Source organism: Naumannella halotolerans, assembly GCF_004364645.1.
Classification (GTDB): Bacteria; Actinomycetota; Actinomycetes; order Propionibacteriales; family Propionibacteriaceae; genus Naumannella; species Naumannella halotolerans.
Map to the genome: position 1 here is coordinate 1,759,476 of NZ_SOAW01000001.1, position 23,563 is coordinate 1,783,038.

Consider the following 23,563-nt stretch of genomic DNA (forward strand, 5'->3'; position numbering starts at 1 on the left):
GAGACCTCGACGTCTATCCCGGGACCGCCACGCCAACGCCTGCTACACCCAGAACCGGGATGAGCCCCTATACGGGTTGCGGCTCTCGGTTGAGGGCTGCGTAGTGGTCCTGCTCGTACTCGACTGGGGTGATCATTCCCAGCGTCCCGTGCAGGCGCCTGTTGTTGTACCACTCGACCCAGCCGGCGGTCGCGTACTCGACGTCGGCGATGGTCTTGTAGGGCCCGTCGTGGAAGACGGTGGTGCGGATGCACTCGGCCTTGTACAAGCCATTGATCGTCTCCATCAGCGCGTTGTCGTAGGCATCCCCGACCGATCCGATCGAGGGCCGGATACCCTCGAGCTCGAGGTGCTCGGTGAGCCGGATGGACGTGTACTGGGACCCGGCATCGGAGTGGTGGATCAGCTCCCCGGCGACCGTCGGACGTCCTTCGCGGTCGCGGTGCCACAACGCCATGCGCAGCGGCACCATGACCAGGTCGGTCTGCTTGGTCGTGGCGACATGCCAGGCCACGATCCGCTGGGCGAAGACGTTGACGATGAAGGCGACGTAGACGAACCCGGCCCACGTACGGACGTAGGTGAAGTCGGTGACCCAGGTCCGGTTGGGCGCTGCGGCGGTGAGTCCCGGTCCAGCAGGTCACCGGCCCGCTTGCCGTCCTTGGCCGGGATCGTGGTCCGCACGCCCTTGTCGCGGCGCACCCCCGCTAGGCCCAACGTGTGCATAGCCCAGTCCACCGCGCCCGCCGAAGCCTCGGGCAGCACGGTGCGGCGCACCAGGGCGGTCATCTTCCGCCGCCCGTAGAGGCCTTCGGCCGCGAGCCGGCGCCGGCCGTGGACGTCGATGGTCCACGCCAGCTCCCGGACCGCGTCGATCACCTGAGCGTCGGTGACAGTGCGAGCAGCGACCGTCCGGCCGGCCTGCTTCCAGGACCGGTAGGTGCGCGCGGCGATCTGAAGGCCCTGCTCGCGCAGGACCCGGCAGATCGACTCGACCGCGTGCCCCTGGGAGCGCTGATCGTCGATGAACGCCGCGATCAGCGGTTGCGGGGGTCGAGCTCCCGGATGCTCCTATGTCAAGCCGCGAGTTGAACAGGCGACGCGGCGGGCTGCTGGGCTGCAAGTAGGTCGGCGCGAAGAGCCGCAAAGACGCCATCGGAAAGGCGCCGGCGCAACAGCCTCAGGGCGGCTACGCGGTCCTTGCCGCGGGCCAACTGCTTGTCGAGGTAGGGCCGGCCCGGCCCGACGCCGCGGGCCTGGGTCACGGCGATCATGTGCAGGGCGCAGTTGACGGACCGATTGCCGCCTCGGTTGAGCCGAACCTTGCCCGCGCTGGATCCCGACCAGACCGGCACCGGCGCTGTGCCTGTGAAGCGGGCGTAGGCGTCCTTGTCGCGGAAGCGGTGCACTCCGGCTGTCTCGCCGACGATCACGGCTGCGGACAGCACGCCGCAGCCGGGGATCTCAAGTAGCGAGGGAGCGAGCCGACGAACCAGGTCCCGCAACTCTCGCTCGAGGTCGTTGATCTGTGTAGTCAGCTCCTGGCAGCGCAGCAGGTGTCGCCGGGCAAGCCTGGCCACGACGCCGTCGAAGCGTTCCAGTTCCGCCAGCAGCTCACGTACGACCTTCTGGCGTCGCAGGCCGCGGCTGGGGATCATCAGGTCCGGGTCCAGCTCGTGGAGGTGCCAGCGAACCTGTTGAGCGATGCGGGACCGCTGAACCACCAGGTCATGACGGTGATCAGACAGAAGCTTGACCTCACGCGCAGGTCCGTCCAGCTCAGCGACGGGAAGGTCGGGGTGACGTAGCGCAGCCAGGGCTACGGCCTCGGCGTCGATCGGGTAGGACTTACCAGGGTCGCGGCTGCTGCGGCGAGCACCGGCCATGAGCCGAGTCGGCACCCGCAGCACGCGTTGACCCGCAGCCAAGAGGTCGGATTCCAGCCGACGGGTGAGGTGGCGGCAGTCCTCCAAGGCGAACCTGACGCCGTAGAAAGTCGTTGCCGCGCGGAGGATCTCCACGTCCTCGCGCAGCCGCTTGTTCTCGGCCTTGAGCCGCTTGATCTCAGCGTGCTCCTCGCTCGTCACGCCCGACTTGGCGCCCGCGTCGATCTCGGCTTGGGCCACCCAGCGACGCACGCTCTCTCGGCCCAATCCGAGCCGCTCGGCCACGGCCTTCGACGCGGCCGTCACCGACGGGTAGTCCTGCTGGTGCTCACGCACCATCCGCACCGCGCGCTCACGCAGCTAGGGATCGATCTTCTTCGGCATGGTGCTCATCCTCCTGGACTCAGAAGGGAGCGGCATCAAACCTGGGGCGCTTCACAACCGTGGTACACGAGAGCACGCATGGTGCGGCTCCTTCGGCGGGTGGGCTGCGGCCGGGGGCCGGGTTCGGTGCGGGTCGGTCTCAGAAGGCGCTGGCGGCGGCTTCGGCGACGGCCTGGTCTTGGTCACCGGTTCCTCCGCTGACGCCGACGGCGCCGACGACCTGGCCGTCGCGCTCGAGCGGGATGCCACCGGCGAAGATCATCACCCGACTGTCGTTGGAGGCGTGGATGCCGTAGAACTGCTCACCGGGTTGGGCGAGGTCGCCGAGGTCTTTGGTGGCTGTGTCGAACGCGCGGGCCGTGAAGGCTTTGTTGATCGAGATGTCGATGCTGCCCAGCCACGCTCCGTCCATCCGTACGTGAGCGACGAGATTGCCGCCGGCATCGACGACGGCGATGTTACTGGGCTGACCCTGCGTGCTGGATTCAGCTTCTGCTGCCGCGATGACACGTTTGGCGTCGTCCAACGACAATGTAGGAATAGATAGCATCAATTGCTCCTTCGAATGTGGCGTGCGCTTTGTGGCTCGAGCCGCTCCAGAGCCGCCCGTTGGTTTGCCTGTTGAGTTTGTGACCGACAGCGCTCGTGTTGTGCTTCGCGTTGCGTGCGTGCGTGGGCGGACTACGGGAGCTTGGACGCGAGGACGTCGGCCGGCAGGATCTCGGGTGCTGCGCCGAGGAGGTGCTGGTTGGTCGTCAGGGCTGCGATGATGGCGCCGTTGGCGTGGGCGTCGCGAGCGGCCTCGTCGGGGAATGCATCGAAGATCCAGAAGGTGTCGGCGTGGGTCCTGACCGCGAACCAGACAATCGTTCCTACTTCTTCGTTGGCGAGGGCGACAGCGCCGGCGAGCAGATCGGCGAGCGCGTCGTGCTGTCCATCGGCCGCGACGATCTTGGCGACGAAGGCATACGGAAGTGATGCGGGTGTGGACATGAGGGGTTCTCCCAGGTGTCGAGGTTTCTTGGTGAAGCGAGTTCAGCGTATGACGAGCAAGGGCATGTGAGAAGTGGCGTATACGACAGTATTGCTATTGTTCACGCCATGCGTATCGGACTGATCGCGATCGACGGCTGCTTCGGTTCGGCTGTCGCGTCGATCATCGACATCGTGCGGGTGGCCGACGGAGCCCGCAGCGATGTCGACCCGCGGATCGACCCGATCGAACTCGCCATCCTCGGTCCGAAACGGCGAGTGACCACGACAACATCGATGACCCTGTCGGTGGACCACCCGCTGTCGGAGTCCGCAGAGTTCGACGTGGTCGTCGTCCCTGCGCTTGGAACCCTCACGGCCGCCGCTACCCACGACGCCCTCCAGAGCCGAGATGCTCGTTCGGTCATCGCCTCGCTCGGGCGCCTCGACGAGGCGACCACCCGGATCGCCGCGGCGTGCACCGGCGTGTTCGCCGTCGCCGAGACCGGACGGATGCATCATCGGCGGGCGACGACCAGCTGGTTCCTGGGGCCGGAGTTCCTGAAGCGCTATCCGACCGTCGCCCTCGATCTCGACACCATGGTCGTGGTCGACGGGAACCTCGTCACCGCCGGCGCCGCGTTCGCCCACATCGACCTCGCGCTCTCACTCGTGCGATCGATCAGCCCCGACCTGGCCCAACATGTCGCCAAGCTCCTCATCATCGACGAGCGTCCGTCGCAGGCGGCCTTCGTCGCCTACGAACATCTCCGGCACGAGGACCCGATCGTCGTCGAGTTCGAACGCTTCGTGCGCGCCCGCCTGGACGAACCGTTCAACGTCGCCTTCGTCGCGCAGTCGCTCGGCACCAGCCGGCGCACCCTCGAACGACGAGTCCGTGCGGCGCTCAACCTCACTCCGCTCGGGTTCGCCCAACGGCTTCGCACCGAACGAGCTCGGCACCTCTCAGCAACCACGGATCTCACCTCCGCCGAGATCGCGCTACGGGTCGGCTACGCGAACGCCGAGACTCTGCGCTCCCTCCTGCGCAGGGAGCGACGCCGTTCCTGACCTATCGCCATGCCTGTAGCCGGTGTCCTAGTTGTACTGCCCGGGCAGGTTGGTTGAGTGGCTGCGGCCGACGAACGGGAAGGCCTCGGCGGGACGGCGTTCAGCCGCAATAGGGCGCCTGTCAAGCGCAGCACAGAGACACCCGGACGACGTTAGGAGAGGCGTGTGGCCGCCAGGAGCCATTGCACGGGCTTCGGGTCGCCTGTCGTGATGATTCCGGGGGTGCTGGGCGTGTACTGGTCCTGTCCCAGGATGATGGCCTTGAGGGCTCGTGTTGTCGCGGTCAGGTCGGCCGTCGAGGCGCTCGGGGAGGGCTCGCGGACGATCGTTGTCTCGTCGGGGGCCAGGCGAGCGAGATAGGTGACGTATTCGCCAGCTGCGGCCCGGCGCGAGTCGGTGAGGCGGAGGGCGACCGTTGCGGGGCTGGTAACGAGGTCGGGGCGCGGTCGCGCGTGGGCTCGCATGGTCAACACGAGGGTGTCCGGGCTCATGTCGGCGTCCCATGGAAGGGAAGGTGATGCGACGGCCCAGGCAGCCAGCTCATTGTTCACGCGCTCAAGCCCATGCCCCCACGAGGTCAGTTCGTAGTGCTCACCGGGGAGCCCGTCGACCTCTGTCTTGACGGCGATGCCAGCTTGGACCAGTTCACCGAGGCGGCGCGTCAAGATCGTTGGCCCGATCCCCATCACGTCGCGCTGCAGGTCCGAAAAGCGTTTGGGGCCGAGCAGCAGCTCGCGCACAACGATCATCGTCCACCGATCCCCGATGAGGTCCAGCGCGTGTGCCGCAGCGCACCCGTCGTTGTAGGACCCGTATGTCTTTCGCTCGCCCATTGACACAGATTACTACTGAAAGTGTAGCGTCAGTGCTACCAAAACAGTAGCAAGGAGCGCGATGAACGATCAGCTGTCGACCTGGACGCACCAAGCCCGACAGAGGCTGGCGTACGACCTCGGAGGCTTGACGGCAGCGGACTGGCGAAGCCCGAGCCTGTGCTCGGGGTGGGATGTCGAGCATGTGGTGGCGCACCTGACGGCTGCCGCCTCCACCAACCAACTCGCGTGGCTGCGAAGCATCATCCTGTCGGGATTCCGGCCTGCCGTTCACAACGAGCGACGTCTTCGTGAGCACCTGGGCAAAGACCCCGCAGAGACGTTGGCGCGCTTTCGGGCGGTCATCGCTTCGTCCGTTGCCCCATCCAAGGACTTGGCCGCGTATCTCGGAGAGGTTCTCGTCCATGGAGAGGACATCCGGCACCCCCTCGGTATCCCGAGCGTGGTCGACGTCGGCGCCGTGACGCAGGTCGCCGAGTTCTACGCGAGCCGCAACTTCGCCGTCGACAGCAAGAGCCTCGCGGCTGGGCTGCACCTGCGCGCCACCGACGGCACCTTCGAGCACGGCAACGGCCCAGAGGTGGCGGGCCCCACGCTCGGCCTCGTCATGGCGATGGCCGGGCGGCCGAGCCACCTCGACCAACTCGCTGGCGACGGCATCCCCGTCCTGGCCTCGCGACTCGGAGAGGGGTCCTGATGGACGCGATCTGGAACTCTGTCCACCGCGAACGGGCAGCACTCATCCGCGACCTTCGCGACCTCGGCCCGCACGACTGGGATGCCGAGTCCGGGTGTCGAAGGTGGCGGATTCGCGATGTGGTCGCCCATCTGGTCGACACGGCCGCCACCACCCCGACCACCTTCCTCACAGGCATGGTTCGAGCCGGATTCGACTTCGACCGGCAGAACGAACTCGGTGTGGAACGCTACCGAGACAAGCAACCAGACGAGCTCATCAGCCTGCTTGTGCAGGTCAGGGATCGAACGTCTGGCCCACCTCGCTTCATGGCTCCACTGGCCACGCGCCTTGTCGAGGAAATCGTGCACGGCGAGGACATTCGCCGCCCCCTCGGTCTCCACCGGGAATATCAGCCAGAGGACCTCCAGATGGCCATCGAGTACCAAGTGGCCACAAGCGTCAGGATTGGGGGCGCCCGAGAGAAGCTGGTCGGAGTCATGCTCGTCGCCGACGACATCGACTGGACCCACGGCCAGGGCTCGGTCGTGACCGGACCAGCCCTCGAGATCCTCATGCTCGTCTGCGGGCGGCCTCCAAGGTCTCGAGTAGTGACCGGGCCGGGGCTTGTGAGGTTCTTATGACTGGTCCGTCACGCCTGCACGCCAACGCGGCGCTCACTCCAAGGCACCGAATGATCGTCGTTCGTCTGGTTGTTGACGATGGTTGGCCGATCAGCGAGGTTGCCGCCCGATTCCAGGTTTCCTGGCCGACAGTGAAGCGCTGGGTCGACCGCTTCCGCGCGGGCGAATCGATGCAGGACCGATCCTCTCGGCCGCATCGCTCGCCGAACAAGACCAGCCAGAAGACGACCCGGCGGTGTATCGACCTTCGGCTGCGTCTGAGGGAGGGACCAGTGCCGCTGGCCTGCCGCCTCGGCATCGCACCGTCGACTGTCCATCGCATCTTGGTCTACGTGCACCTCAACCGGCTGTCACACGTGGACCGTGCGACCGGCGAGCCGATCCGGCGCTACGAGCACGACAAGCCTGGTGCGATGCTGCATGTCGATGTGAAGAAGCTCGGCAACATCCCCGACGGGGGAGGCTGGCGCTACGTCGGCCGACAGCAGGGAGAGAAGAACCGAGCCGCGACCCCTGACAAGCCCAGGAACAAGTACCGGGACCCGTTGATGGGCAATGCCTGTGTCCACACCGTCATCGACGACCACTCCCGCGTTGCCTACGCCGAGATCCACGACGACGAAACCGCCCGCACCGCCACCGGCGTGCTGGTCCGGGCCATCGAGTGGTTCAACGCCCGCGGAGTCACCGTCGAACGAGTCCTGTCCGACAACGGCGGCGCCTACCGCTCACACCTATGGCGAGACACCTGCACAGAACTTGGCATCAAGCACAAGCGGACCAGGCCCTATCGGCCGCAGACCAACGGCAAGATCGAGCGCTTCCATCGCACCCTGGCCGACGGTTGGGCCTACGCCCGCTGCTACACGTCCGAGGCCGAGCGCCGGGGCGAGCTCGACGGCTGGCTGCACTACTACAACCAGCACCGACCCCACACAGCCTGCGGGAACCAGCCGCCCTTCTCACGATTGATCAACGTCCCCGGGCAGTACACCTAGTGCTCGACCGGAACCACCTCTCAGCACGTCGCGTCGACGCTACTGCGTCGCCCCTGGACGACCCACTCGACACGCCCGCAGCACAGGCCATGTGACGTGCCCCGGCTTCCCGGACGGTCGGGGTCGGGTGGCTGTGATGTGTCGCTGCGTTCTCGTCGAGGGGGTCAGCAGACTCGATCAGGGTCGATTGGGATGAGACACGAAGGCGCTCAGGTCAAGGTGGCCGAAGCCGGCCGGCGGGGTAGCGTCGGTCACGTCGAGGTCTTTCGGATGGATGGCGTAGGAACCTCCATCGTCGGGAGACCTCGACGTCTACCTGCGGACCGACGCGCCCGGCCGACCTACACCCTCATCTGGGAAGAGCCTGTCATAGCTAAGGCGGATCGACCACCCTCAACTCTGTGAAGAGCCGTAAGGGTGCTCATCGACGACACCCGCGGCCGCTCAGCCAGGCTGGTCGGTCGACAGTGTCCAGCGCTGCCCATCGTCGAGGAGTTGGTTCAGCTGCGGGGAATAGTGGTTGCATCGGTCCCGCTCGAGATGTACGCGGAGAGCGGATCGAGTTCGGGTATCGACCAACACCATGACCTCTTCATACTGCAACCACTCCGCACACGGGGGTTCTACTCGCGGTGGCGCCTCGGCCAGCAGGGTCCGCCAGAAAGGCGGGTCGACAGCGGTCTCGAGCTGTCGATAGTCGCCCTCTTCGGGGGCGCGTAGCAGCTCCCGGCACCACACCAGGCGGTCGAAGCGAAAGTCGTCGGGTATTCGGGCCGGAGGATGTTCGGCGAGCCACAACTCCCTGTCCTCGAGCGACGGACAGATTCCTTTCCCGTCGGTGACCGGAAACGGACTCCCGGTAGAGGCGGCATTCGTTGGGCCGCCAGAGGGCGCCGGCCCGTCGGGTAGCGAAGGCGAGCCACAAGCCGCCAGTAGGGCAGTCAAGGTGCAGGCGATCATCGCCGCTCGTGCCAGGCGAATCATGTTGTCTTAATTCGGAAGTCTCCATACGCGCGCGCAATCTGGCCGAAGTCCACGAACCATGTCGCAGCGTACCGCTGACCGGACGACGAGGCCAAAAACGGACGGATCTGGGCGCAACAGTCCTTGTCGCCGAACCACCTCCTCGGTGGGCACGTCGCTGCCCAAGGACGACGCGGTATCGCCCACGGGTAATTGGCTCCCGCAGCGCGTGCCCACTGTTTCGCCCCGACGCCCGCAGAACCCTAGGATTGGGTCCCATGACGTCGATCCCGAACATCCCCGAGAAACCGGTTCTGGAAGGGCTGGAGGACAAGTGGGCCGTTGTCTGGCAGGACAACGAGACCTACAAGTTCACCCGCCCGAGCAGCCGCGCCGAGGTGTACTCGATCGACACCCCGCCGCCGACGGTCTCCGGCAGCCTGCATGTCGGCCACGTCTTCTCCTACACCCATGCCGATGTGATCGCCCGCTTCCAGCGGATGCGCGGCAAGCACGTCTACTACCCGCTGGGTTGGGACGACAACGGCCTGCCGACCGAGCGCCGGGTGCAGAACTACTACGGCGTCCGCTGCGATCCATCGATCCCCTACGACCCCGATTTCACCCCGCCGGAGAAGCCGGACCCGAAGCGGCAGGTACCGATCAGCCGGCGCAACTTCGTCGCCCTGTGCGAGGAGCTCACCCAGGTCGACGAGAAGGTCTTCGAGGACCTGTGGCGCAAGGTCGGCCTCAGTGTCGACTGGTCGGCGCTGTACAGCACCATCTCCGATGACACCCGATTCGTCTCCCAGAAGGCGTTCCTGGACAATCTTTCCCGCGGGGAGGCGTACCTGTCCGAGGCCCCGACCCTGTGGGACGTCACCTTCCAGACCGCGGTCGCCCAGGCCGAGCTGGAGGCCCGGGACTACCCCGGCGCGTACCACAAGATCAACTTCCACGGTGCCGCCGGGCCGGTGCAGATCGAGACCACCCGCCCGGAGCTGATCGCCGCCTGTGTGGCGCTGATCGCCCACCCTGATGACGAGCGGTACCAGCCACTGTTCGGCACCACCGTCACCTCCCCGATCTTCGGCGTCGAGGTGCCGGTGCTGGCCCATCCGGGTGCGGAGCGGGACAAGGGCGCCGGTATCGCCATGTGCTGCACCTTCGGCGACCTCACCGATGTCACCTGGTGGCGCGAGCTGCAGTTGCCGACCCGGGTGATCATCGGCCGCGACGGACGGTTGTCCCGGGACACCCCGGAGTGGTTGGTGAATGCCGCACCGTACGCGGAGTTGGCAGGCAAGACCGTCTTCTCCGCCCGGGAGGCGATGGTCGGGCTGCTGCGGGAATCCGGTGACCTCGACGGTGAGCCGACCCCGACCCAGCGGAAGGCGAACTTCTACGAGAAGGGCGACAAACCGCTGGAGGTGGTCTCCACCCGCCAGTGGTACATCCGCAACGGCGGACGCGATGCCGAGCTGCGCAAGGCCCTGCTGGCCCGCGGTGAGGAGCTCAACTGGGTGCCGGACTACATGTCGCACCGGTACGAGAACTGGGTCAGCGGACTGAACGGTGACTGGTTGATCAGCCGCCAGCGCTACTTCGGTGTGCCGTTCCCGGTCTGGTACCCGATCAACGACTCCGGGGAGACCGATTACGCCAACCCGTTGCTGCCCGAGCAGCCCCAGTTGCCGATCGACCCGGCCTCCGACGTGCCGAACGGGTACGTGGAATCGCAGCGTGGTGAACCGGGTGGCTTCCTCGGCGACCCCGATGTGATGGACACCTGGGCCACCTCGTCACTGACCCCGCAGATCGCCACCGGTTGGGGTGGGCGCGATGACGAACTGTTCGCGCTGACGTACCCGATGGACCTGGCCACCCAGGCACACGACATCATCCGTACCTGGCTGTTCTCCCGGGTGGTCCGGGCCCACCTGGACGGTGACTCCCTGCCCTGGCACACCGCGATGATCAGCGGCTTCGTGGTCGATCCGGACCGGAAGAAGATGTCGAAGTCGAAGGGCAATGTCGTGGTGCCCAGCGAGATCCTCGAGAAGTACGGTGCCGATGCCGTCCGCTGGCGGGCGGCGCTCGCCCGTCCCGGGATGGACTCCCCGTTCGACGAGAAGCAGATGAAGGTCGGCCGGCGGCTGGCGATGAAGCTGCTGAACGCCTCGAAGTTCGTTCTCGGGTACGGTTCCTCGACCGATCTGACGGCGGTCGTCAATGCCGCCGACCTGGCCCAGCTGGAAGCGCTGAAGGCCGTTGTCGTCGAGGCCACGAAGCGTTTCGAGGACTACGACTACACCGGCGCCCTGGAGGTCACCGAGGCGTTCTTCTGGTCCTTCTGCGACGACTACCTCGAACTGGTGAAGGAACGCGCCTACGGTGCCCAAGGTGAGGCCGAGGCAGCCTCGGCCCAGTCGGCCCTGGCGTTCTCGCTGCACGTGTTGTTGCGCCTGTTCGCGCCCTTCCTGCCCTTCGTCACCGAGGAGGTCTGGTCCTGGTGGCAGCAGGGTTCGGTGCATCACGCGAACTGGCCGGCGCTGGAGGAGATCACCACCAGCGGTGACGCCGCGACGGTCGACGACACCGCCGCTGCGCTGATCGCCATCCGCGGCGCGAAGTCACAGGCGAAGGTGTCGATGAAGACCGAGGTGAACACCGCCCGGATCAGCGGACCAGCCGCTTCGATCGCGCGACTGCGGGCGGTCGAGGCCGACCTGCGTGCGGTGGGTCGGATCACCGGCGCGGTCGAGTTCACCGAAACCGACGGCCCGATCACCGTCGACGTGGAACTGGCACCGCAGCCGGCCTGACCCCCGCTGAGACCGGACACGGCGAACCGGGACATCGACAGCAACGGACGCGAACCGGGTCGCCCGGGTGATCCCACCGAGAAGGTACGCGAACGCGATTCGGCCCCGCAGCCCTGAACGGGTTGCGGGGCCGAAGCGCGGAGCGGGACCCTCAGCCGCCGGTGTAGCAGGAGGTGTCGGAGAGGGCGGCACTGAATGCCTCGGTGTCGGCGGCATCGGTCGGCGCCTGCCCGTCGGCGATCTTCTGCAGACCCTCGTCGCTCATGTCGGAGGCGACCAGCGACCCGGCCATGCAGCTGATGATCTGGTCGGCCTCGCCCGGCAACTCCGTACCGGTGGACTCCAGCAGGGTCTTCAGACCGGTGGCGACCTCGTCCTCGCTCGGTCGACCCGAGCTGTCGGCGTCATCGGACTCCGCATGGTCCTCGGTCGACTCACCCGACTCGGCTGAGGTGGCACCGGTCTCCGGCTCGGCCTCAGGAGCAGCAGTCTCCGCGGCCGGCGCGTCGGCGGCGCTCTCCTCCTCTGATCCACCGCAGCCGCTGAGCAGCAGGGTCGCGGACAGGGCGGCAGCGGCGAGGCCACCGGCGAAGGTCTTCATGGTCACGTTCTGGTCCTCCAAGACTGTGGATTGGGCGTTGGGCTGCACCCTAGGGGCCGGTGGGTTCACCCGACCACCGGGCGAGCATTCAGGGTTTCAGGACCACCTTGATGCACCCGTCGGTCTTGTGCTGGAACTGCTCGTACAGCTGCGGAGCCTCCTCCAGCGGCGCGGTGTTCGTGGTCAGGTCGAGCACCCCCAGGGGGTCGCCCGAGTCGTCCAGCAACGGCATCAAGGTCTCGGTCCAGCGGCGGACATTGGCCTGGCCCATCCGGAACGAGAGCTGCTTGTCGAACATCTGCATCATCGGCATCGGGTCCAGCGCTCCGCCGTAGACCCCGGAGATCGACACGGTGCCGCCGCGGCGGACCAGATCGATCGCCGAGTGCAGGGAGCTCATGGTGTCCACGCCGATCGTCTCGGTGGCCTTCTGCCCCAACTTGTCCGGCAGCAGACCGGCCAGGTTCTGCATCGCCCGGGCCACGGGCGATCCGTGCGCCTCCATCCCCACTGCGTCCAGCACCGCATCGGGTCCGCGTCCGTCGGTGACCTCCCGGATCCGGTCGTTCACGTCCTCGGTGAGATCGAAGGTCTGCACACCGTGACGTTCTGCCATCTGCCGACGCGCGGCCTCCGGCTCGATGGCCAGTACCCGGTAACCCCGGTACACCCCGATCCGGGACGCGAACTGTCCGACCGGTCCGAGACCGTTGACCACCAGCGTGCCCCCATCGGGCACCTGCGCGTACTCCACACCCTGCCAGGCGGTGGGCAGGATGTCGGAGAGGAACAGGTACTTCTCATCGGGACCCTCGTCGGGCACCTTCATCGCCCCGTAGTCGGCATGCGGCACCCGCAGATACTGCGCCTGTCCACCGGGCACCGAACCGTAGAGCGCGGAGAAGCCGAGCAGTGACGCACCGGTCCCCCGGTCCTTGACCTGGGTCGTCTCGCACTGGGACTGCAGATCATTGCGGCACATCCAGCAGTGTCCGCAAGAGATGTTGAACGGGATCACCACCCGGTCACCGGGTTTGAGATTGCCCACCTGTGCACCCACCTCGGTGACGATGCCCATCGGCTCGTGCCCGAGGATGTCGCCGGGGTTCATGTACGGGCCGAGTACTTCGTACAGGTGAAGATCCGAACCGCAGATCGCGGTCGAGGTGACCTGGATGATCGCATCGGTCGGATCGATGATGCTCGGATCCGGGACGGTCTCGGTGCTGACCTTGCGCTTGCCCTGCCAGGTGACAGCCTTCATGGGTACTCCTTCGCAGGCGAGCGGTCGGCATCGCGTCGGACCTGTGCTGTCCGAAGGGAACGCGGGGAACGAACCACTCGCCTCATCCCCTACGACGCTACCGGCAGGTACCGACCGCTCCGATCAGGGGGCCCGGCTCGACGGGGTTCAGGCGCAGCGCTTCTGCGGTGACGCAAGGGCAGCCTACGGGTTCAGGCGCGGCTGTTTCAGTGCCGCGCGGCGACGAGCCAACGGGCCTCAGGCCCGGCTCGACGGAGCTCAGGCGCTGCGCTCCTTGCGCTCGCGCCGCGGCAGCTTGGCATGCGGTACGAGGGTGGGCAGCACATTGTCGTTCACCACGTCCTCGGTGATGATCACCCGGGCGACATCGTCGGCACTGGGTACGTCGAACATCACATTCAACAGCACCTCCTCGAGGATCGCCCGCAGGCCGCGGGCACCGGTCCCCCGCAGCAGCGCCAGGTCGGCGATCGCCTCGACGGCCTCCGGGGTGAACTCGAGCTCCACGCCGTCGAGTTCGAACAGCTTGCGGAACTGCCGGATCAGCGCATTCTTCGGCTCGGTGAGGATCGCGATCAGCGCCGCCCGGTCCAGGGGCGCGACGGTGCTGATCATCGGCAGCCGGCCGATGAACTCCGGGATCAGACCGAACTTGGTCAGATCCTCGGGACGGACCTCCTCGAACGGGTTCTCCGCCGGCGGACGCCGCGACTCGGTGTCGTTGTTGAACCCGATCGGGCGCTTGCCGACCCGGTCGTCGATGATCTGGTCCAGACCGGCGAACGCACCACCGACGATGAACAAGACATTGGTGGTGTCGATCTGGATGAAGTCCTGATGCGGGTGTTTGCGACCACCCTGCGGCGGCACCGAGGCGGTGGTCCCCTCCAGGATCTTCAGCAGCGCCTGCTGCACCCCTTCGCCGGAGACGTCGCGGGTGATCGACGGGTTCTCCGACTTGCGGGCGACCTTGTCGATCTCGTCGATGTAGATGATCCCGGTCTCGGCCTTCTTCACATCGAAGTCGGCGGCCTGGATCAGCTTCAGCAAGATGTTCTCGACGTCCTCGCCGACGTACCCGGCCTCGGTCAGTGCCGTCGCATCGGCCATCGCGAACGGAACGTTCAGCATCTTCGCCAGGGTCTGGGCGAGGTAGGTCTTGCCGCAGCCGGTGGGCCCGATCAGCAGGATGTTGGACTTGCCGAGTTCCACCCCGTCGTCCTCGGCGGCGCGTCGCCCCGAGGAGCCCTGCTGCTGGGACTGCACCCGCTTGTAGTGGTTGTAGACCGCCACCGCGAGCGCCTTCTTCGCCGAGTCCTGCCCGATCACGTAGGTGTCAAGGAACTCCCGAATCTGCTTCGGCTTGGGCAACTCCTCCAACAGACCGGAGTCGGAGGCGCTGGAGAGCTCCTCCTCGATGATCTCGTTGCAGAGCTCGATGCATTCGTCACAGATGTAGACGCCTGAGCCCGCGATGAGCTTCTTGACCTGCTTCTGGCTCTTTCCGCAGAACGAGCACTTCAGCAGATCGCCGCTCTCACCGATCCGTGCCATTCATCCACTCCATCCGTATCCAACCGTGCCCCGACCCGCTTGCCAGGGGTCCAGCCTAACTCGCAGACCGAACAATCACGCCGGTCATTTCGATGCCGGCTGCGGAGTGTCCTCCGCAGCCGTCGCCACTCAGTCCTCGACGTCCTTGAGGGAGGTCAGGATGTCATCGACGATGCCGTACGCCTTGGCCTGTTCGGCCGTCAGGTACTTGTCGCGCTCCACGTCCAGGCTCACCTGTTCCTTCGACTTGCCCGAGGCCTCGGAGATCATCGTCTCCATCAGTTCGCGGATCCGCAGGATCTCCTTGGCCTGGATCTCCAGGTCCGAGGACTGGCCGTAGGAGCCCTGGGAGGTGTAGGGCTGGTGGATCAGCACGGTGCTGTTCGGCAGCATCAGTCGCTGCCCCTTCGTACCAGCGGCCAGGATCACCGCCGCAGCGGAGGCGGCCATGCCCAGACAGACGGTCTGGATCTTCGGCTTGATGTAGCGCATCGTGTCGTAGATCGCGGTCATGGCCGAGAACGATCCGCCGGGGCTGTTGATGTACATGCTGATCTGCCGATCGGCGTCCATCGACTGCAGGCACAGCAGCTGTGCCATCACGGCATTGGCGATGTCGTCGGTGATCGGGGTGCCGAGGAAGATGATCCGGTCCTCGAAGAGCTTCGTGTAGGGGTCGACCCGACGCACACCGTAGGACGTGCGCTCCTCCCACTGCGGGATGTAGTAGTCCATCGACGGGCCTGCCGGGGCGATGCCACCGGGAAGGCTGGGGTTGGTGTTCACAGTCTGTTGCCTCATCTGTTCTGGCGTCTGAGAGTTCCGCGGAATCACTGGTTGGGCGCGTCTTCGGCGTCGCTGATCTGCGAGGCGCGCTCGAAGACGTGGTCGATGAAGCCGTACTCCTTGGCCTGGTCGGCGGTGAACCACCGGTCGCGGTCGGAGTCGGCCTCGATCTGCTCCAGGCTCTGCCCGGTGTGCTCGGCGATCAGGCTGGCCATCTGCCGCTTGATGTGCAGCGACTGCTCGGCCTGGATCCGGATGTCGGAGGCGGTGCCACCGAGTCCGCCGGACGGCTGGTGCATCATGATCCGGCTGTGCGGCAATGCGTACCGCTTGCCCTGGGTGCCGGCGCTGAGCAGGAACTGGCCCATGGAGGCCGCCAGGCCCATGGCCACGGTGGCGACATCGTTGGAGATCCACTTCATGGTGTCGTAGATCGCCATGCCCGAGTCGACCGAGCCGCCTGGGGAGTTGATGTAGAGCCAGATGTCGGTGTCAGGGTCCTCGGCGTTCAGCAGCAGCATCTGCGCACAGATCGCGTTGGCATTCTCGTCCTTCACCTCGGAGCCGAGGAAGACGATCCGGTTGGCGAGCAGGGACTGGTAGACGTTGTCGGTCAACCCAAAGCCCGGTGCGGTGGCGGCGGCCCGCATGGGAGCGGGTCCGGGGAAATTCGTCGCTGATGAATTCACGTGTCCGAACGTACCGGTCGAAGTGCGCAAAACCGATGAACCGGGAACTTTGTTCGCTGTTGGCGCAGCGCCGTGTTGACTCGGCGTGGCCCGCCCGGCGCCGGTCACCGGATCACCGCAGACGTGACAGGGCCCCGGGAGAGTTTCCCGGGGCCCTGTTCTGCTCGTTCGCCTACTCGGTTCAGCTGTCGGACTTCTCCGACTTGGCCTTGGCCGACTTCGACTTGGTCGGCTTGGCCTTCTTCGGCTTCTCCTCGGCCGCCGGAGCCTCATCGGCCGTCTCGGTGCTCGCTGCCTCGTCCGTGGTCTCGGTGGCCACGGCGTCGTCCGCCGGCTCGCTGGGGACGGTGTCGACCTCGATCACCTCCGGTCCGGCCTCGACATCGGCAGCCGGATCGGCCAGCGTCCCGTCGGGCCGCAGGTTCTTCAGGTCGACGACATTGCCCTCGGTGTCCTTCACCTCGGCAGAGGCCACCAGCTCGGCCAGCGCCTTGCTCCGACGGATCTCCGACATCCACTCCGCGGTGTGGTTGTGCTCCATCATGTGCTGCGCTTCTTGTTCCGGGCTGGTGTTGTTCTGCTGCGCGCGCATCATCAGGTGCTGGGTCAGGTCGTTCTGGTCGACGCCGATCTCCGAGGTCTCGGCCAGCTTGTCCAGCACGAGCTGAGCCTTCAGGGCCTCAGCGGTGCGGGCGTCGATGTCGGCCCAGAACTCCTCGGCGGTCTGCTCCTCCTCGCTGTCGGCGAGGTACTGGTCCAGGGTCAATCCGGCCTGGGCCAGTTGCTGGGTGATCTGGTTGTGACGTGCCTCCACCTCGGCGGACACGACCGACTCCGGGACCTCCAGGTCGATCTGGGCGACATAGGCCTCCAGGACCTCGTCCCGTGCCTTCGACGCCTGGTCCAGACGGGCCATCTGTTCGGCCCGGGACTCCAGATCGGCACGCATCTCGTCGGCGGTCTCGAACTGCGAGACCTGCTGGGCGAAAGCGTCGTCGACCTCGGGCAGCTCCTGCTCCGAGACCTTCTGCACCGTGACCTCGATGTCGGCATCCTCGCCTCGCAGCGGGCCCCCGACCAGAGTGGAGGTGAAGGTCACCGACTCACCGGCGCTCAACCCGGTGACGGCCTCATCCAGGCCGTCCAGCATGCCGCCGGCGCCGACGGTGTACTGCAGACCCTCGGCAGTTGCGTCCTCCAACGCCTCGCCACCCTTCGAACCCTTCAGGTCGATGGTGACGATGTCGCCCTCGGCGGCGGGACGGTCCACCTCGTTCTGGCTGCCGAGCCGCTGCCGCAGCAGCTTGATCTGCTCGTCGACGAGAGTCTCGTCGACCTCCAGCGGGTCGACGGTGACCGAGACGCCGGTGGCCTCGGGCAGGTCGAAGTCGGGGCGCACCACGACGTCGGCGGTGAACTCGACGAGGTCACCGTCCTCCAACTTGGTCACCTCCACCTCCGGCTGGCCGAGCGGGATCAGCGAGTGCTCGGCGATGGCCTTGGAGTACTGCTCGGGAAGCGCGTCGTTGACGGCGTCGCTCAGGATCGCGCCACGGCCGAACCGCTGGTCGATGATGGCTGCAGGAACCTTGCCCTTGCGGAATCCGGGGATGGTGACCTGCTGAGCGATCTGGCGGTAGGCCTTGTCCAGGCTCGGCTTCAGGTCGGCGAACGGAACCTCGATGGTGATCTTCACGCGCGACGGGCTGAGCTGCTCGATGGTGCTGGGCAAGATGATTCTCCGTTGTAAGTCTTCGTGGTGATGTCGTCGCGCCGCAGCGCAGACGGATAACCACGCCATCGTACCCATCTGCCAGCGCCGAGGCCACCGGACGCCGGCAGCGCGGATTCCGACGGCTCGCGCGCATCCGACGGCACCCGCGGCGCCAGACCACGCGACCCAGCGCGGCACACGCATCGGCGGGCCGTCGATTCCCCATTCTTGGTCTTCGGCGGTCTCCCCCAGCCCAGCCTGATCGTCGATCCCACCCGCGCCTGGTCGTCGATCCCACAGCCTGCTCGTCGATCCCCCAACAACCTCCCGTCGATGCCCCGCAGCCTCCCAACCTGGCGCCACCTTCAGCGAGGATTCCGTCGATCCCCCAAACAACCTCCCCGTCGATGCCCCACAGCCTCCCCGTCGATGCCCCAACAACCTCCCAACCTGGCGCCACCTTCAGCGAAGGGTTCCAACGTGGCAGCCCCTGAGCGATCGGGATTCCGACGTCTGACCACCTCGACCGCGAGTCAGAACGCCAGATCACGCCACCGAACGCGGCCTGGCCGTTCACGAGGCGTCGATTTCCCCGCCCTTGTCCCGCGACGCACGAGCCGCGCCATGCCCTCGACAACCCGGGCCACAAGGATGCGCGACGGGGATTCCGACGGCTCGCCGGCTTCGAGCGGCAGCCGCGGCGCCAGACCACGCCGGCTGCCGCAACCGGAGCGGCCACGAGCCGTCGATTTCCCACCAGCCGCACTCCGAGGCCGACCGTCGCTGGCCCACCTGGTTACCGTCGCTGCCCCACCTAATTACCGTCGCTGCCCCACCTATTTCCCGGCGCCCGCACTCTTGCCTGTTTGCCGACACCAGCCGGTTCTCCGGACACCGAGGTGATCGGTCGGTGCCACCCACAACCGGGAACCACCAGCCGCCCGAGCCCCGCGGCATTGGACGCCGAGTCGCTGCATGCCCGAGCCGCAGGACGCTCGACGGGGATTCCGACGGCTCGCACGTGCCGGACGGCACCCGCAGCACCAGATCACGCGCCCGAGCACGGCTGACACATCGGCGAGCCGTCAATTTCCCCACCCAACCGCGACCCAGATCCCTCGGAGAGACACCGCCCCTCCCTCACGGTGAGCACCGCGCCCCGACACCACCAAGCCACCTCGGCGCCACAAGCCACAAGACGCCAAGAGCCGCAGGACGCTCGACGGGGATTCCGACGGCTCGCACGCGCCGGACGGCACCCGCAGCACCAGATGACGCGCCCGAGCACGGCTGACACATCGGCGAGCCGTCAATTTCCCCACCCAACCGCGACCCGGTTCCTGGCGGCCAGTTCCCACCAGACCCAAGGCGGTGTGGCCCCAAAGCAGCGCGGTCCCAAAGCGGCGCGGTCCCAAAGCGGCGTGGCCCCAAAGCGGCGTGGCCCCAAAGCGGCGTGGCCCCAAAGCGGCGCGGTCCCAAAGCGGCGCGGTCCCAAAGCGGCGCGGTCCCAAAGCGGCGCGGTCCCAAAGCGGCGCGGTCCCAAGGCAGCGCGGTCCCAAGGCGGCGCGGTCCGCAAGGCGGTATTGGTCCCAAGTCGGTAATGGTCCCAGGGCGGCGCAGTCTCAGGGCGGCGCAGTCTCAGGGCGGCGCAGTCTCAGGGCGGCGCGGTGTGGATCAGGAAGCCAGGGTCCGCGACGCCGTCGCCAGGCCGGCGCCATCGCGTCCGGAGACTGCCCAGAAGACCAAGGCGACGAAACCGACGGCGGCAGCGACCACCAGCATCGATGTGAGTCCGTACAGCTGCGGGACCTGGGCGCCGATCGCACTGCCCCCGGCGATGCCGACCTGGAATGCAACGACATAGGCCGAGGAGGCGACATCGGCGGCCGGACCGGCCAGTCGGATCACATCGGTGTGCAACATCGGCGGCAAGGAAGCAATCGGTGCGCCCCACAACACCAACACGAGGACGACCATGGCCGGGGACCCGAACGCCACGGCCAGTGGTGAGATGGCCAACAGTCCTAGGATGGCGACGCTGATCCGGCCCCGGCTCCGGTCGATCCACCTCGACACGAACAACACAGCCAGCACCCCGAGGACCCCGTGCGCGACCAGCAGCAGCGGGAAGCCCGTGGCCCCGACACCGGCTCGTCGATCGGCGAGCAGGCTGATGAACGGGTACGCCAGATAGACCGCCCCCACCGCCAGTGCGGTCAACACGACCACCGTCGCGATCGAGCCGATCAGCCCGGGATTGCCCGGAGCCCGGGTCGGTGGGACGAGACGCCCTCGTCGATCTCCCCCGCATCACCGGCCCGCGCCGAACCAGCCACCTCACCGGCCCGCGCCGAACCAGCCACCTCACCGGCCCGCGCCGAACCAGCCACCTCACCGGCCCGCGCCGAACCAGCCACCTCACCGGTTCGCGCCGAACCAGCCTTGTTCCGGGCCGGGCCAGCAGGTAGGACCCGTCCGGCCCCGACGGTGAGTCCGAGGGCGAGTACGCCCAATGCGATCGCAGTCGCCCGCCAGCCGAGGAGCTGCCCGAGCCAGGCCACCAGCGGCACGCCAGCCACCATGGCCACCGAGGTACCGATGAAGGTCGAGCCGGCCGCACCCGACCGACGATGCTGGTCGGCGAGCTCTGCGGCGACCACCGGCACCAGCGCGAAGACCACGGTGTGCACTGCCCCGACCACACCTCGAGAGACGAGTGCCACCGTCACCGAGGGGCTCAGCGCCAAGGCGAGCTGTCCGAGCGCCAACACCAGCAGGCAGAAGATGATCACCCCACGCCGGGAACGACGACGGACCATGATCGTCATCGGCACCCCGAGGACCGCCGCAACCCCGGCGTAGACGGTGATCAACAAGGCGATGCTCTGTTCGCTGACGGCAAGATCAGCTGCCATCACCGGCAACAGGGCGGTCGGCAGGAGTTCGGCGGTCATGAAGGTGACCGAACCGAGGACGACCGCGCGGACGGTGACGCTCATAGTCGGTGCCGACCCAGGAAGGCATCGATCATCTCCGCCCAGGCAGCAGTGTCCGCGGGACCGAAGATGTGTGCGGCCCCGGTGACCTCCACGACCTCGGCCCCCGGGATCGCCGCACCCAGGTCCCTGGTGCTCGACGGCAGCACGATCCGATCCTGTTCGGCCACCACCACCAACGACGGAACCGCCACCCGGGAGGCGATCGCGGTGATGTCGATGCTTCTGACAAGGTCCATCTGCCCGGACCGGCGAAGGCCCTCGACCCGATGGTGGTCGGCAAGATCAGCGATCGCGGTCCGAGCCTGATCAGCGTCCATCGTCGCCAACACAGCCGGTGCGATGCTGGTCAGGAACAGCAGGTGGGCAAGATCATCGATCCGGCCCGCCCGGGCCAAGGAGGCATAGGTACGGGCGAAGGCGACTGCCTGTGCGTCGGCTCGGAGCATGCCCACCGTCAGCACCAGTGCACTGACTCGCTCGGGTGGCGGTGGGCAGCGGTGACCGCCACCGTGGCACCCATCGACAGTCCGAGCACCGGGAATCGCTCGTGCCCCGCAGCAACCCCGGCCGCGACCAGTTGATCGGCGAGCCAGTCGACCCCGTACCCAGTCGCGGGATCCGCACTGGCATCCGAGCCCGGATAGTCGACCCCGATCAGTTCCCGATCGGTCAGGTGCCGGGCCAGTTCGCCGAAGTTGTCCGCGACGGACCCGCCCGCACCATGTGCCAGCAGCAGAGGCCGGACGTGTCCGAATCGGACCTTCGTCAGTGGCGGCTGCCCACTTGGTTCAGTGTTCATACCTGCGACCGTAGGCATTGACATCAGTGGCAAGGTCAAATCTCCGCACCAGCGGCACGGTCAAATCGGTCCACCCGCGCTCGTCGACCACCACGCCCCGACCGAACAGGACTCCACCTATGCTCGTGGGAGGAGGGGAACGACGCACCGAAGTGAGACGCAGTCCGTCACAGGTCCGGTCGAATCGACGAGCGGCACGATTGAGACGCAGTCGGTCACAGGTCCGGTCGAGTCGACAAGCGGCACGATGCTGATCGGCGAACTCGCCGGTCTGAGTGGCGCATCCGCACGATCGTTGCGGCATTACGAATCCCAGGGCCTGATCACGTCCGACCGTGACGCCAACGGGTACCGGCACTACGCGGCGTCCACCGTCGAGGTGGTGCAGCGGATCCGACGTCTGCTGCGGGCGGGGTTCTCGTTGGAGTCGGTACGGGTGATCCTGCCCTGCCTGCTCGACACCGACCGGCCACTGCAGATGTGTCCCGCAGTTGCGGCCCAGGTCCGATCCTTGGTGGCTGATCTTGACTGTCGCGCCGAGGAATTGCAGCGTCGCCGCGAATCGGTGGCGGCGCTGATCGGTGACGCCGACGCGCCCGCGGGCGCGCCCGTCGACCACTGAGCAATGGGCCCCACCGGTCAACGATCCGCGCACTCTCGAACCGGCCGGGACCGGCCCGCCGACGAACGACGACAAGACCCACCGGCCGAACCACGACAAGACCCACCGCCAATGCAGAACCGGCCGGGCGGGGCGAGGACGCCCCACCCGGCCGGTGGTGGAGCGGATGACGGGAATCGAACCCGCGTAATCAGTTTGGAAGACTGAGGCTCTACCATTGAGCTACATCCGCAATGCGCCGCCCATGCTAGCGCACGTTGTCACCGGTCGCCGCATCCAGCCACGCGGGTGCCTGAGCTCGGGATTCCCCGGGCTGCTCCCGCGGCGTTGAAGATCGTCTGCTGTGGCTCCGGCTGCTCCTCCAGCGTTGAAGATCGCTGACAGCGGGCCCGGCTCCTCCCAGTGGTGAACCGGTGGTTCTGACTGCTCCTCCAATATGAAGGTCTCCGACGGTGGCTCGTGAAGGTCGCCGACGGTGGCTCCGGCTGCTCCTCCAGCGTTGCAGATCGCTGACGGTGGGCCCGGGATCTCCTCGCGAGCTGCCTCGCAGCGACCGGAGGCGACAGGGCCTCAGTGGCCGATGTAGCGGCCCGGCCGATGGTTCAACGCGATCACCAGATTCAGCACCAGTGCGCCGAGTGCGCTGAGCAGCACCATCGGCCAGTCGAGGACGGTCAGCGACAACAGGACCACGCAGCTGTCGAAGATCATCAAGGTCCAGCCGGCCCGGAATCCGGTGCGATCGTGCAGGACCAGGGCGACGATGTTGAACCCGCCGAGGCTGGCCCCGTGACGGAACAGGACCAGCAGGCCGACTCCGCAGATCAGGTTGCCCAACAGCACCCCGTACAGCGGCGGGAAGTCGGCCAGCGGCAGCACTGCAGCGTTCCACGCCGACATCAGTGAGACGCAGACGATCGCCAAGGCGGTACGCAGGGTGAATGCCCATCCACGCTGCAAGACTGCCAGCACCGCGAACGGCAGATTGACGAGCGAGAACAGCACCGGGAACCCCAGTGGCGTGAGCTGGCCCAACAGCAACGAGAGCCCGGCGGTTCCCCCGGTGACGGCACCGATCGCCCGGAGCATGGCCAGGCCGAACGCTGCCAGGACGATCCCGGTGACGAACCCGACGATGTTCTCCGCCAGGCTGTGCGAGGTGTCCTTCCACTCATAGACGATGCTGGGTTGTTCCTGCTCCGATGGCGTGCCCACGGGCGCACCCTACGTCGGTTCCTCCGACCGCCGCAGCCGCGCGGCCCGATGTGACCCGGCCGGACGGG

22 protein-coding genes, 1 tRNA gene and 2 pseudogenes are annotated in these 23,563 nt (G+C 66.9%); 7 read left to right on the plus strand and 18 right to left on the minus strand.

Annotation, left to right across the window (positions count from 1 at the left end; all coding sequences use genetic code 11):
• Positions 1 to 67 precede the first annotated feature (67 nt).
• From CLV29_RS08130 to CLV29_RS08145, 5 genes and pseudogenes are all read right to left on the minus strand, one after another.
• Positions 68 to 1,062: pseudogene (locus tag CLV29_RS08130) on the minus strand (IS3 family transposase); the annotation flags it as partial.
• 14 nt (positions 1,063 to 1,076) lie between these two features.
• Positions 1,077 to 1,658 (minus strand): transposase, encoded by a 582-nt coding sequence (locus tag CLV29_RS17005; protein ID WP_279586482.1) that lies wholly within the window; start codon positions 1,656 to 1,658, stop codon positions 1,077 to 1,079.
• 24 nt (positions 1,659 to 1,682) lie between these two features.
• Positions 1,683 to 2,225: pseudogene (locus tag CLV29_RS17010) on the minus strand (IS110 family transposase); the annotation flags it as partial.
• Positions 2,226 to 2,409: 184 nt separating this feature from the next.
• On the minus strand, positions 2,410 to 2,796 hold the full coding sequence (locus CLV29_RS08140) for a GlcG/HbpS family heme-binding protein (RefSeq protein ID WP_243831798.1): 387 nt from the start codon (positions 2,794 to 2,796) through the stop codon (positions 2,410 to 2,412).
• A gap of 155 nt (positions 2,797 to 2,951) precedes the next feature.
• Positions 2,952 to 3,263, minus strand: coding sequence for a putative quinol monooxygenase (locus CLV29_RS08145; RefSeq protein ID WP_133754423.1), 312 nt, complete (start codon positions 3,261 to 3,263; stop codon positions 2,952 to 2,954).
• Positions 3,264 to 3,371: 108 nt separating this feature from the next.
• On the opposite strand from CLV29_RS08145, the gene CLV29_RS08150 reads away from it, so the two are divergent.
• The gene (locus CLV29_RS08150; RefSeq protein WP_133754424.1) at positions 3,372 to 4,313 is read left to right on the plus strand and encodes a GlxA family transcriptional regulator; all 942 of its coding nucleotides are present in this window, start codon (positions 3,372 to 3,374) and stop codon (positions 4,311 to 4,313) included.
• A gap of 152 nt (positions 4,314 to 4,465) precedes the next feature.
• Here the strand turns inward: CLV29_RS08150 and CLV29_RS08155 are convergent, their stop codons facing one another.
• Entirely contained in the window at positions 4,466 to 5,146 is a 681-nt protein-coding gene (locus CLV29_RS08155; RefSeq protein WP_133754425.1) for a winged helix-turn-helix transcriptional regulator, read from the minus strand.
• Between the two features lie 61 nt (positions 5,147 to 5,207).
• Here CLV29_RS08155 and CLV29_RS08160 point away from each other — a divergent pair, with 61 nt between their 5' ends.
• The 5 genes from CLV29_RS08160 to valS all read left to right on the plus strand — a co-directional run bounded on the left by CLV29_RS08160 (position 5,208) and on the right by valS (position 11,252).
• Positions 5,208 to 5,843, plus strand: a complete 636-nt coding sequence (locus tag CLV29_RS08160) for a maleylpyruvate isomerase family mycothiol-dependent enzyme (RefSeq protein ID WP_133754426.1) — start codon at positions 5,208 to 5,210, stop codon at positions 5,841 to 5,843.
• On the plus strand, positions 5,843 to 6,466 hold the full coding sequence (locus tag CLV29_RS08165) for a maleylpyruvate isomerase family mycothiol-dependent enzyme (protein WP_133754427.1): 624 nt from the start codon (positions 5,843 to 5,845) through the stop codon (positions 6,464 to 6,466). The genes CLV29_RS08160 and CLV29_RS08165 overlap by 1 nt, the downstream gene beginning before the upstream one ends.
• On the plus strand, positions 6,463 to 7,464 hold the full coding sequence (locus CLV29_RS08170) for an IS481 family transposase (protein ID WP_133754428.1): 1,002 nt from the start codon (positions 6,463 to 6,465) through the stop codon (positions 7,462 to 7,464). Before CLV29_RS08165 ends, CLV29_RS08170 begins: the two co-directional genes overlap by 4 nt.
• A gap of 417 nt (positions 7,465 to 7,881) precedes the next feature.
• Complete coding sequence (locus CLV29_RS08180; RefSeq protein ID WP_133754430.1) at positions 7,882 to 8,184, plus strand: hypothetical protein; 303 nt, start codon at positions 7,882 to 7,884, stop codon at positions 8,182 to 8,184.
• A 521-nt stretch (positions 8,185 to 8,705) separates the two neighbouring features.
• On the plus strand, positions 8,706 to 11,252 hold the full coding sequence (gene valS, locus CLV29_RS08185) for a valine--tRNA ligase (protein WP_133754431.1): 2,547 nt from the start codon (positions 8,706 to 8,708) through the stop codon (positions 11,250 to 11,252).
• Positions 11,253 to 11,403: 151 nt separating this feature from the next.
• Here valS and CLV29_RS08190 read toward each other — a convergent pair whose 3' ends face one another.
• The 10 genes from CLV29_RS08190 to CLV29_RS08235 all read right to left on the minus strand — a co-directional run bounded on the left by CLV29_RS08190 (position 11,404) and on the right by CLV29_RS08235 (position 21,658).
• Positions 11,404 to 11,859 carry a hypothetical protein gene (locus CLV29_RS08190; protein WP_133754432.1) on the minus strand — a complete coding sequence of 152 codons (456 nt, stop codon included), beginning with the start codon at positions 11,857 to 11,859 and terminating at the stop codon, positions 11,404 to 11,406.
• 82 nt (positions 11,860 to 11,941) lie between these two features.
• The gene (locus CLV29_RS08195; RefSeq protein WP_133754433.1) at positions 11,942 to 13,117 is read right to left on the minus strand and encodes a zinc-dependent alcohol dehydrogenase; all 1,176 of its coding nucleotides are present in this window, start codon (positions 13,115 to 13,117) and stop codon (positions 11,942 to 11,944) included.
• Positions 13,118 to 13,375: 258 nt separating this feature from the next.
• On the minus strand, positions 13,376 to 14,671 hold the full coding sequence (gene clpX, locus CLV29_RS08200; RefSeq protein ID WP_133754434.1) for an ATP-dependent Clp protease ATP-binding subunit ClpX: 1,296 nt from the start codon (positions 14,669 to 14,671) through the stop codon (positions 13,376 to 13,378).
• A gap of 129 nt (positions 14,672 to 14,800) precedes the next feature.
• Positions 14,801 to 15,406, minus strand: a complete 606-nt coding sequence (locus tag CLV29_RS08205) for an ATP-dependent Clp protease proteolytic subunit (RefSeq protein WP_243831881.1) — start codon at positions 15,404 to 15,406, stop codon at positions 14,801 to 14,803.
• Between the two features lie 95 nt (positions 15,407 to 15,501).
• Positions 15,502 to 16,107: an ATP-dependent Clp protease proteolytic subunit gene (locus CLV29_RS08210; protein WP_133755120.1), complete on the minus strand. Its 606-nt coding sequence runs from the start codon at positions 16,105 to 16,107 to the stop codon at positions 15,502 to 15,504.
• Between the two features lie 220 nt (positions 16,108 to 16,327).
• Positions 16,328 to 17,878: a trigger factor gene (gene tig / locus CLV29_RS08215; protein WP_208292811.1), complete on the minus strand. Its 1,551-nt coding sequence runs from the start codon at positions 17,876 to 17,878 to the stop codon at positions 16,328 to 16,330.
• Between the two features lie 1,656 nt (positions 17,879 to 19,534).
• Positions 19,535 to 20,089, minus strand: a complete 555-nt coding sequence (locus tag CLV29_RS08220) for an MFS transporter (RefSeq protein ID WP_133754437.1) — start codon at positions 20,087 to 20,089, stop codon at positions 19,535 to 19,537.
• Between the two features lie 17 nt (positions 20,090 to 20,106).
• Positions 20,107 to 20,859, minus strand: coding sequence for an MFS transporter (locus CLV29_RS17015; RefSeq protein ID WP_133754438.1), 753 nt, complete (start codon positions 20,857 to 20,859; stop codon positions 20,107 to 20,109).
• A complete protein-coding gene (locus tag CLV29_RS08230; protein WP_133754439.1) occupies positions 20,856 to 21,305 on the minus strand; it encodes an alpha/beta fold hydrolase in 450 nt (149 codons plus the stop codon). The genes CLV29_RS17015 and CLV29_RS08230 overlap by 4 nt, the downstream gene beginning before the upstream one ends.
• An 8-nt stretch (positions 21,306 to 21,313) precedes the next feature.
• The gene (locus tag CLV29_RS08235; RefSeq protein ID WP_166649176.1) at positions 21,314 to 21,658 is read right to left on the minus strand and encodes an alpha/beta fold hydrolase; all 345 of its coding nucleotides are present in this window, start codon (positions 21,656 to 21,658) and stop codon (positions 21,314 to 21,316) included.
• A gap of 247 nt (positions 21,659 to 21,905) precedes the next feature.
• Here CLV29_RS08235 and CLV29_RS08240 point away from each other — a divergent pair, with 247 nt between their 5' ends.
• Positions 21,906 to 22,280 (plus strand): MerR family transcriptional regulator, encoded by a 375-nt coding sequence (locus CLV29_RS08240; protein ID WP_133754441.1) that lies wholly within the window; start codon positions 21,906 to 21,908, stop codon positions 22,278 to 22,280.
• A gap of 158 nt (positions 22,281 to 22,438) precedes the next feature.
• On the opposite strand, the gene CLV29_RS08245 is transcribed toward CLV29_RS08240, so the two are convergent.
• Positions 22,439 to 22,512: transfer RNA gene (locus CLV29_RS08245), tRNA-Gly, on the minus strand.
• 338 nt (positions 22,513 to 22,850) lie between these two features.
• Positions 22,851 to 23,495: a YitT family protein gene (locus CLV29_RS08250; protein WP_133754442.1), complete on the minus strand. Its 645-nt coding sequence runs from the start codon at positions 23,493 to 23,495 to the stop codon at positions 22,851 to 22,853.
• Between the last annotated feature and the right edge of the window lie 68 nt (positions 23,496 to 23,563).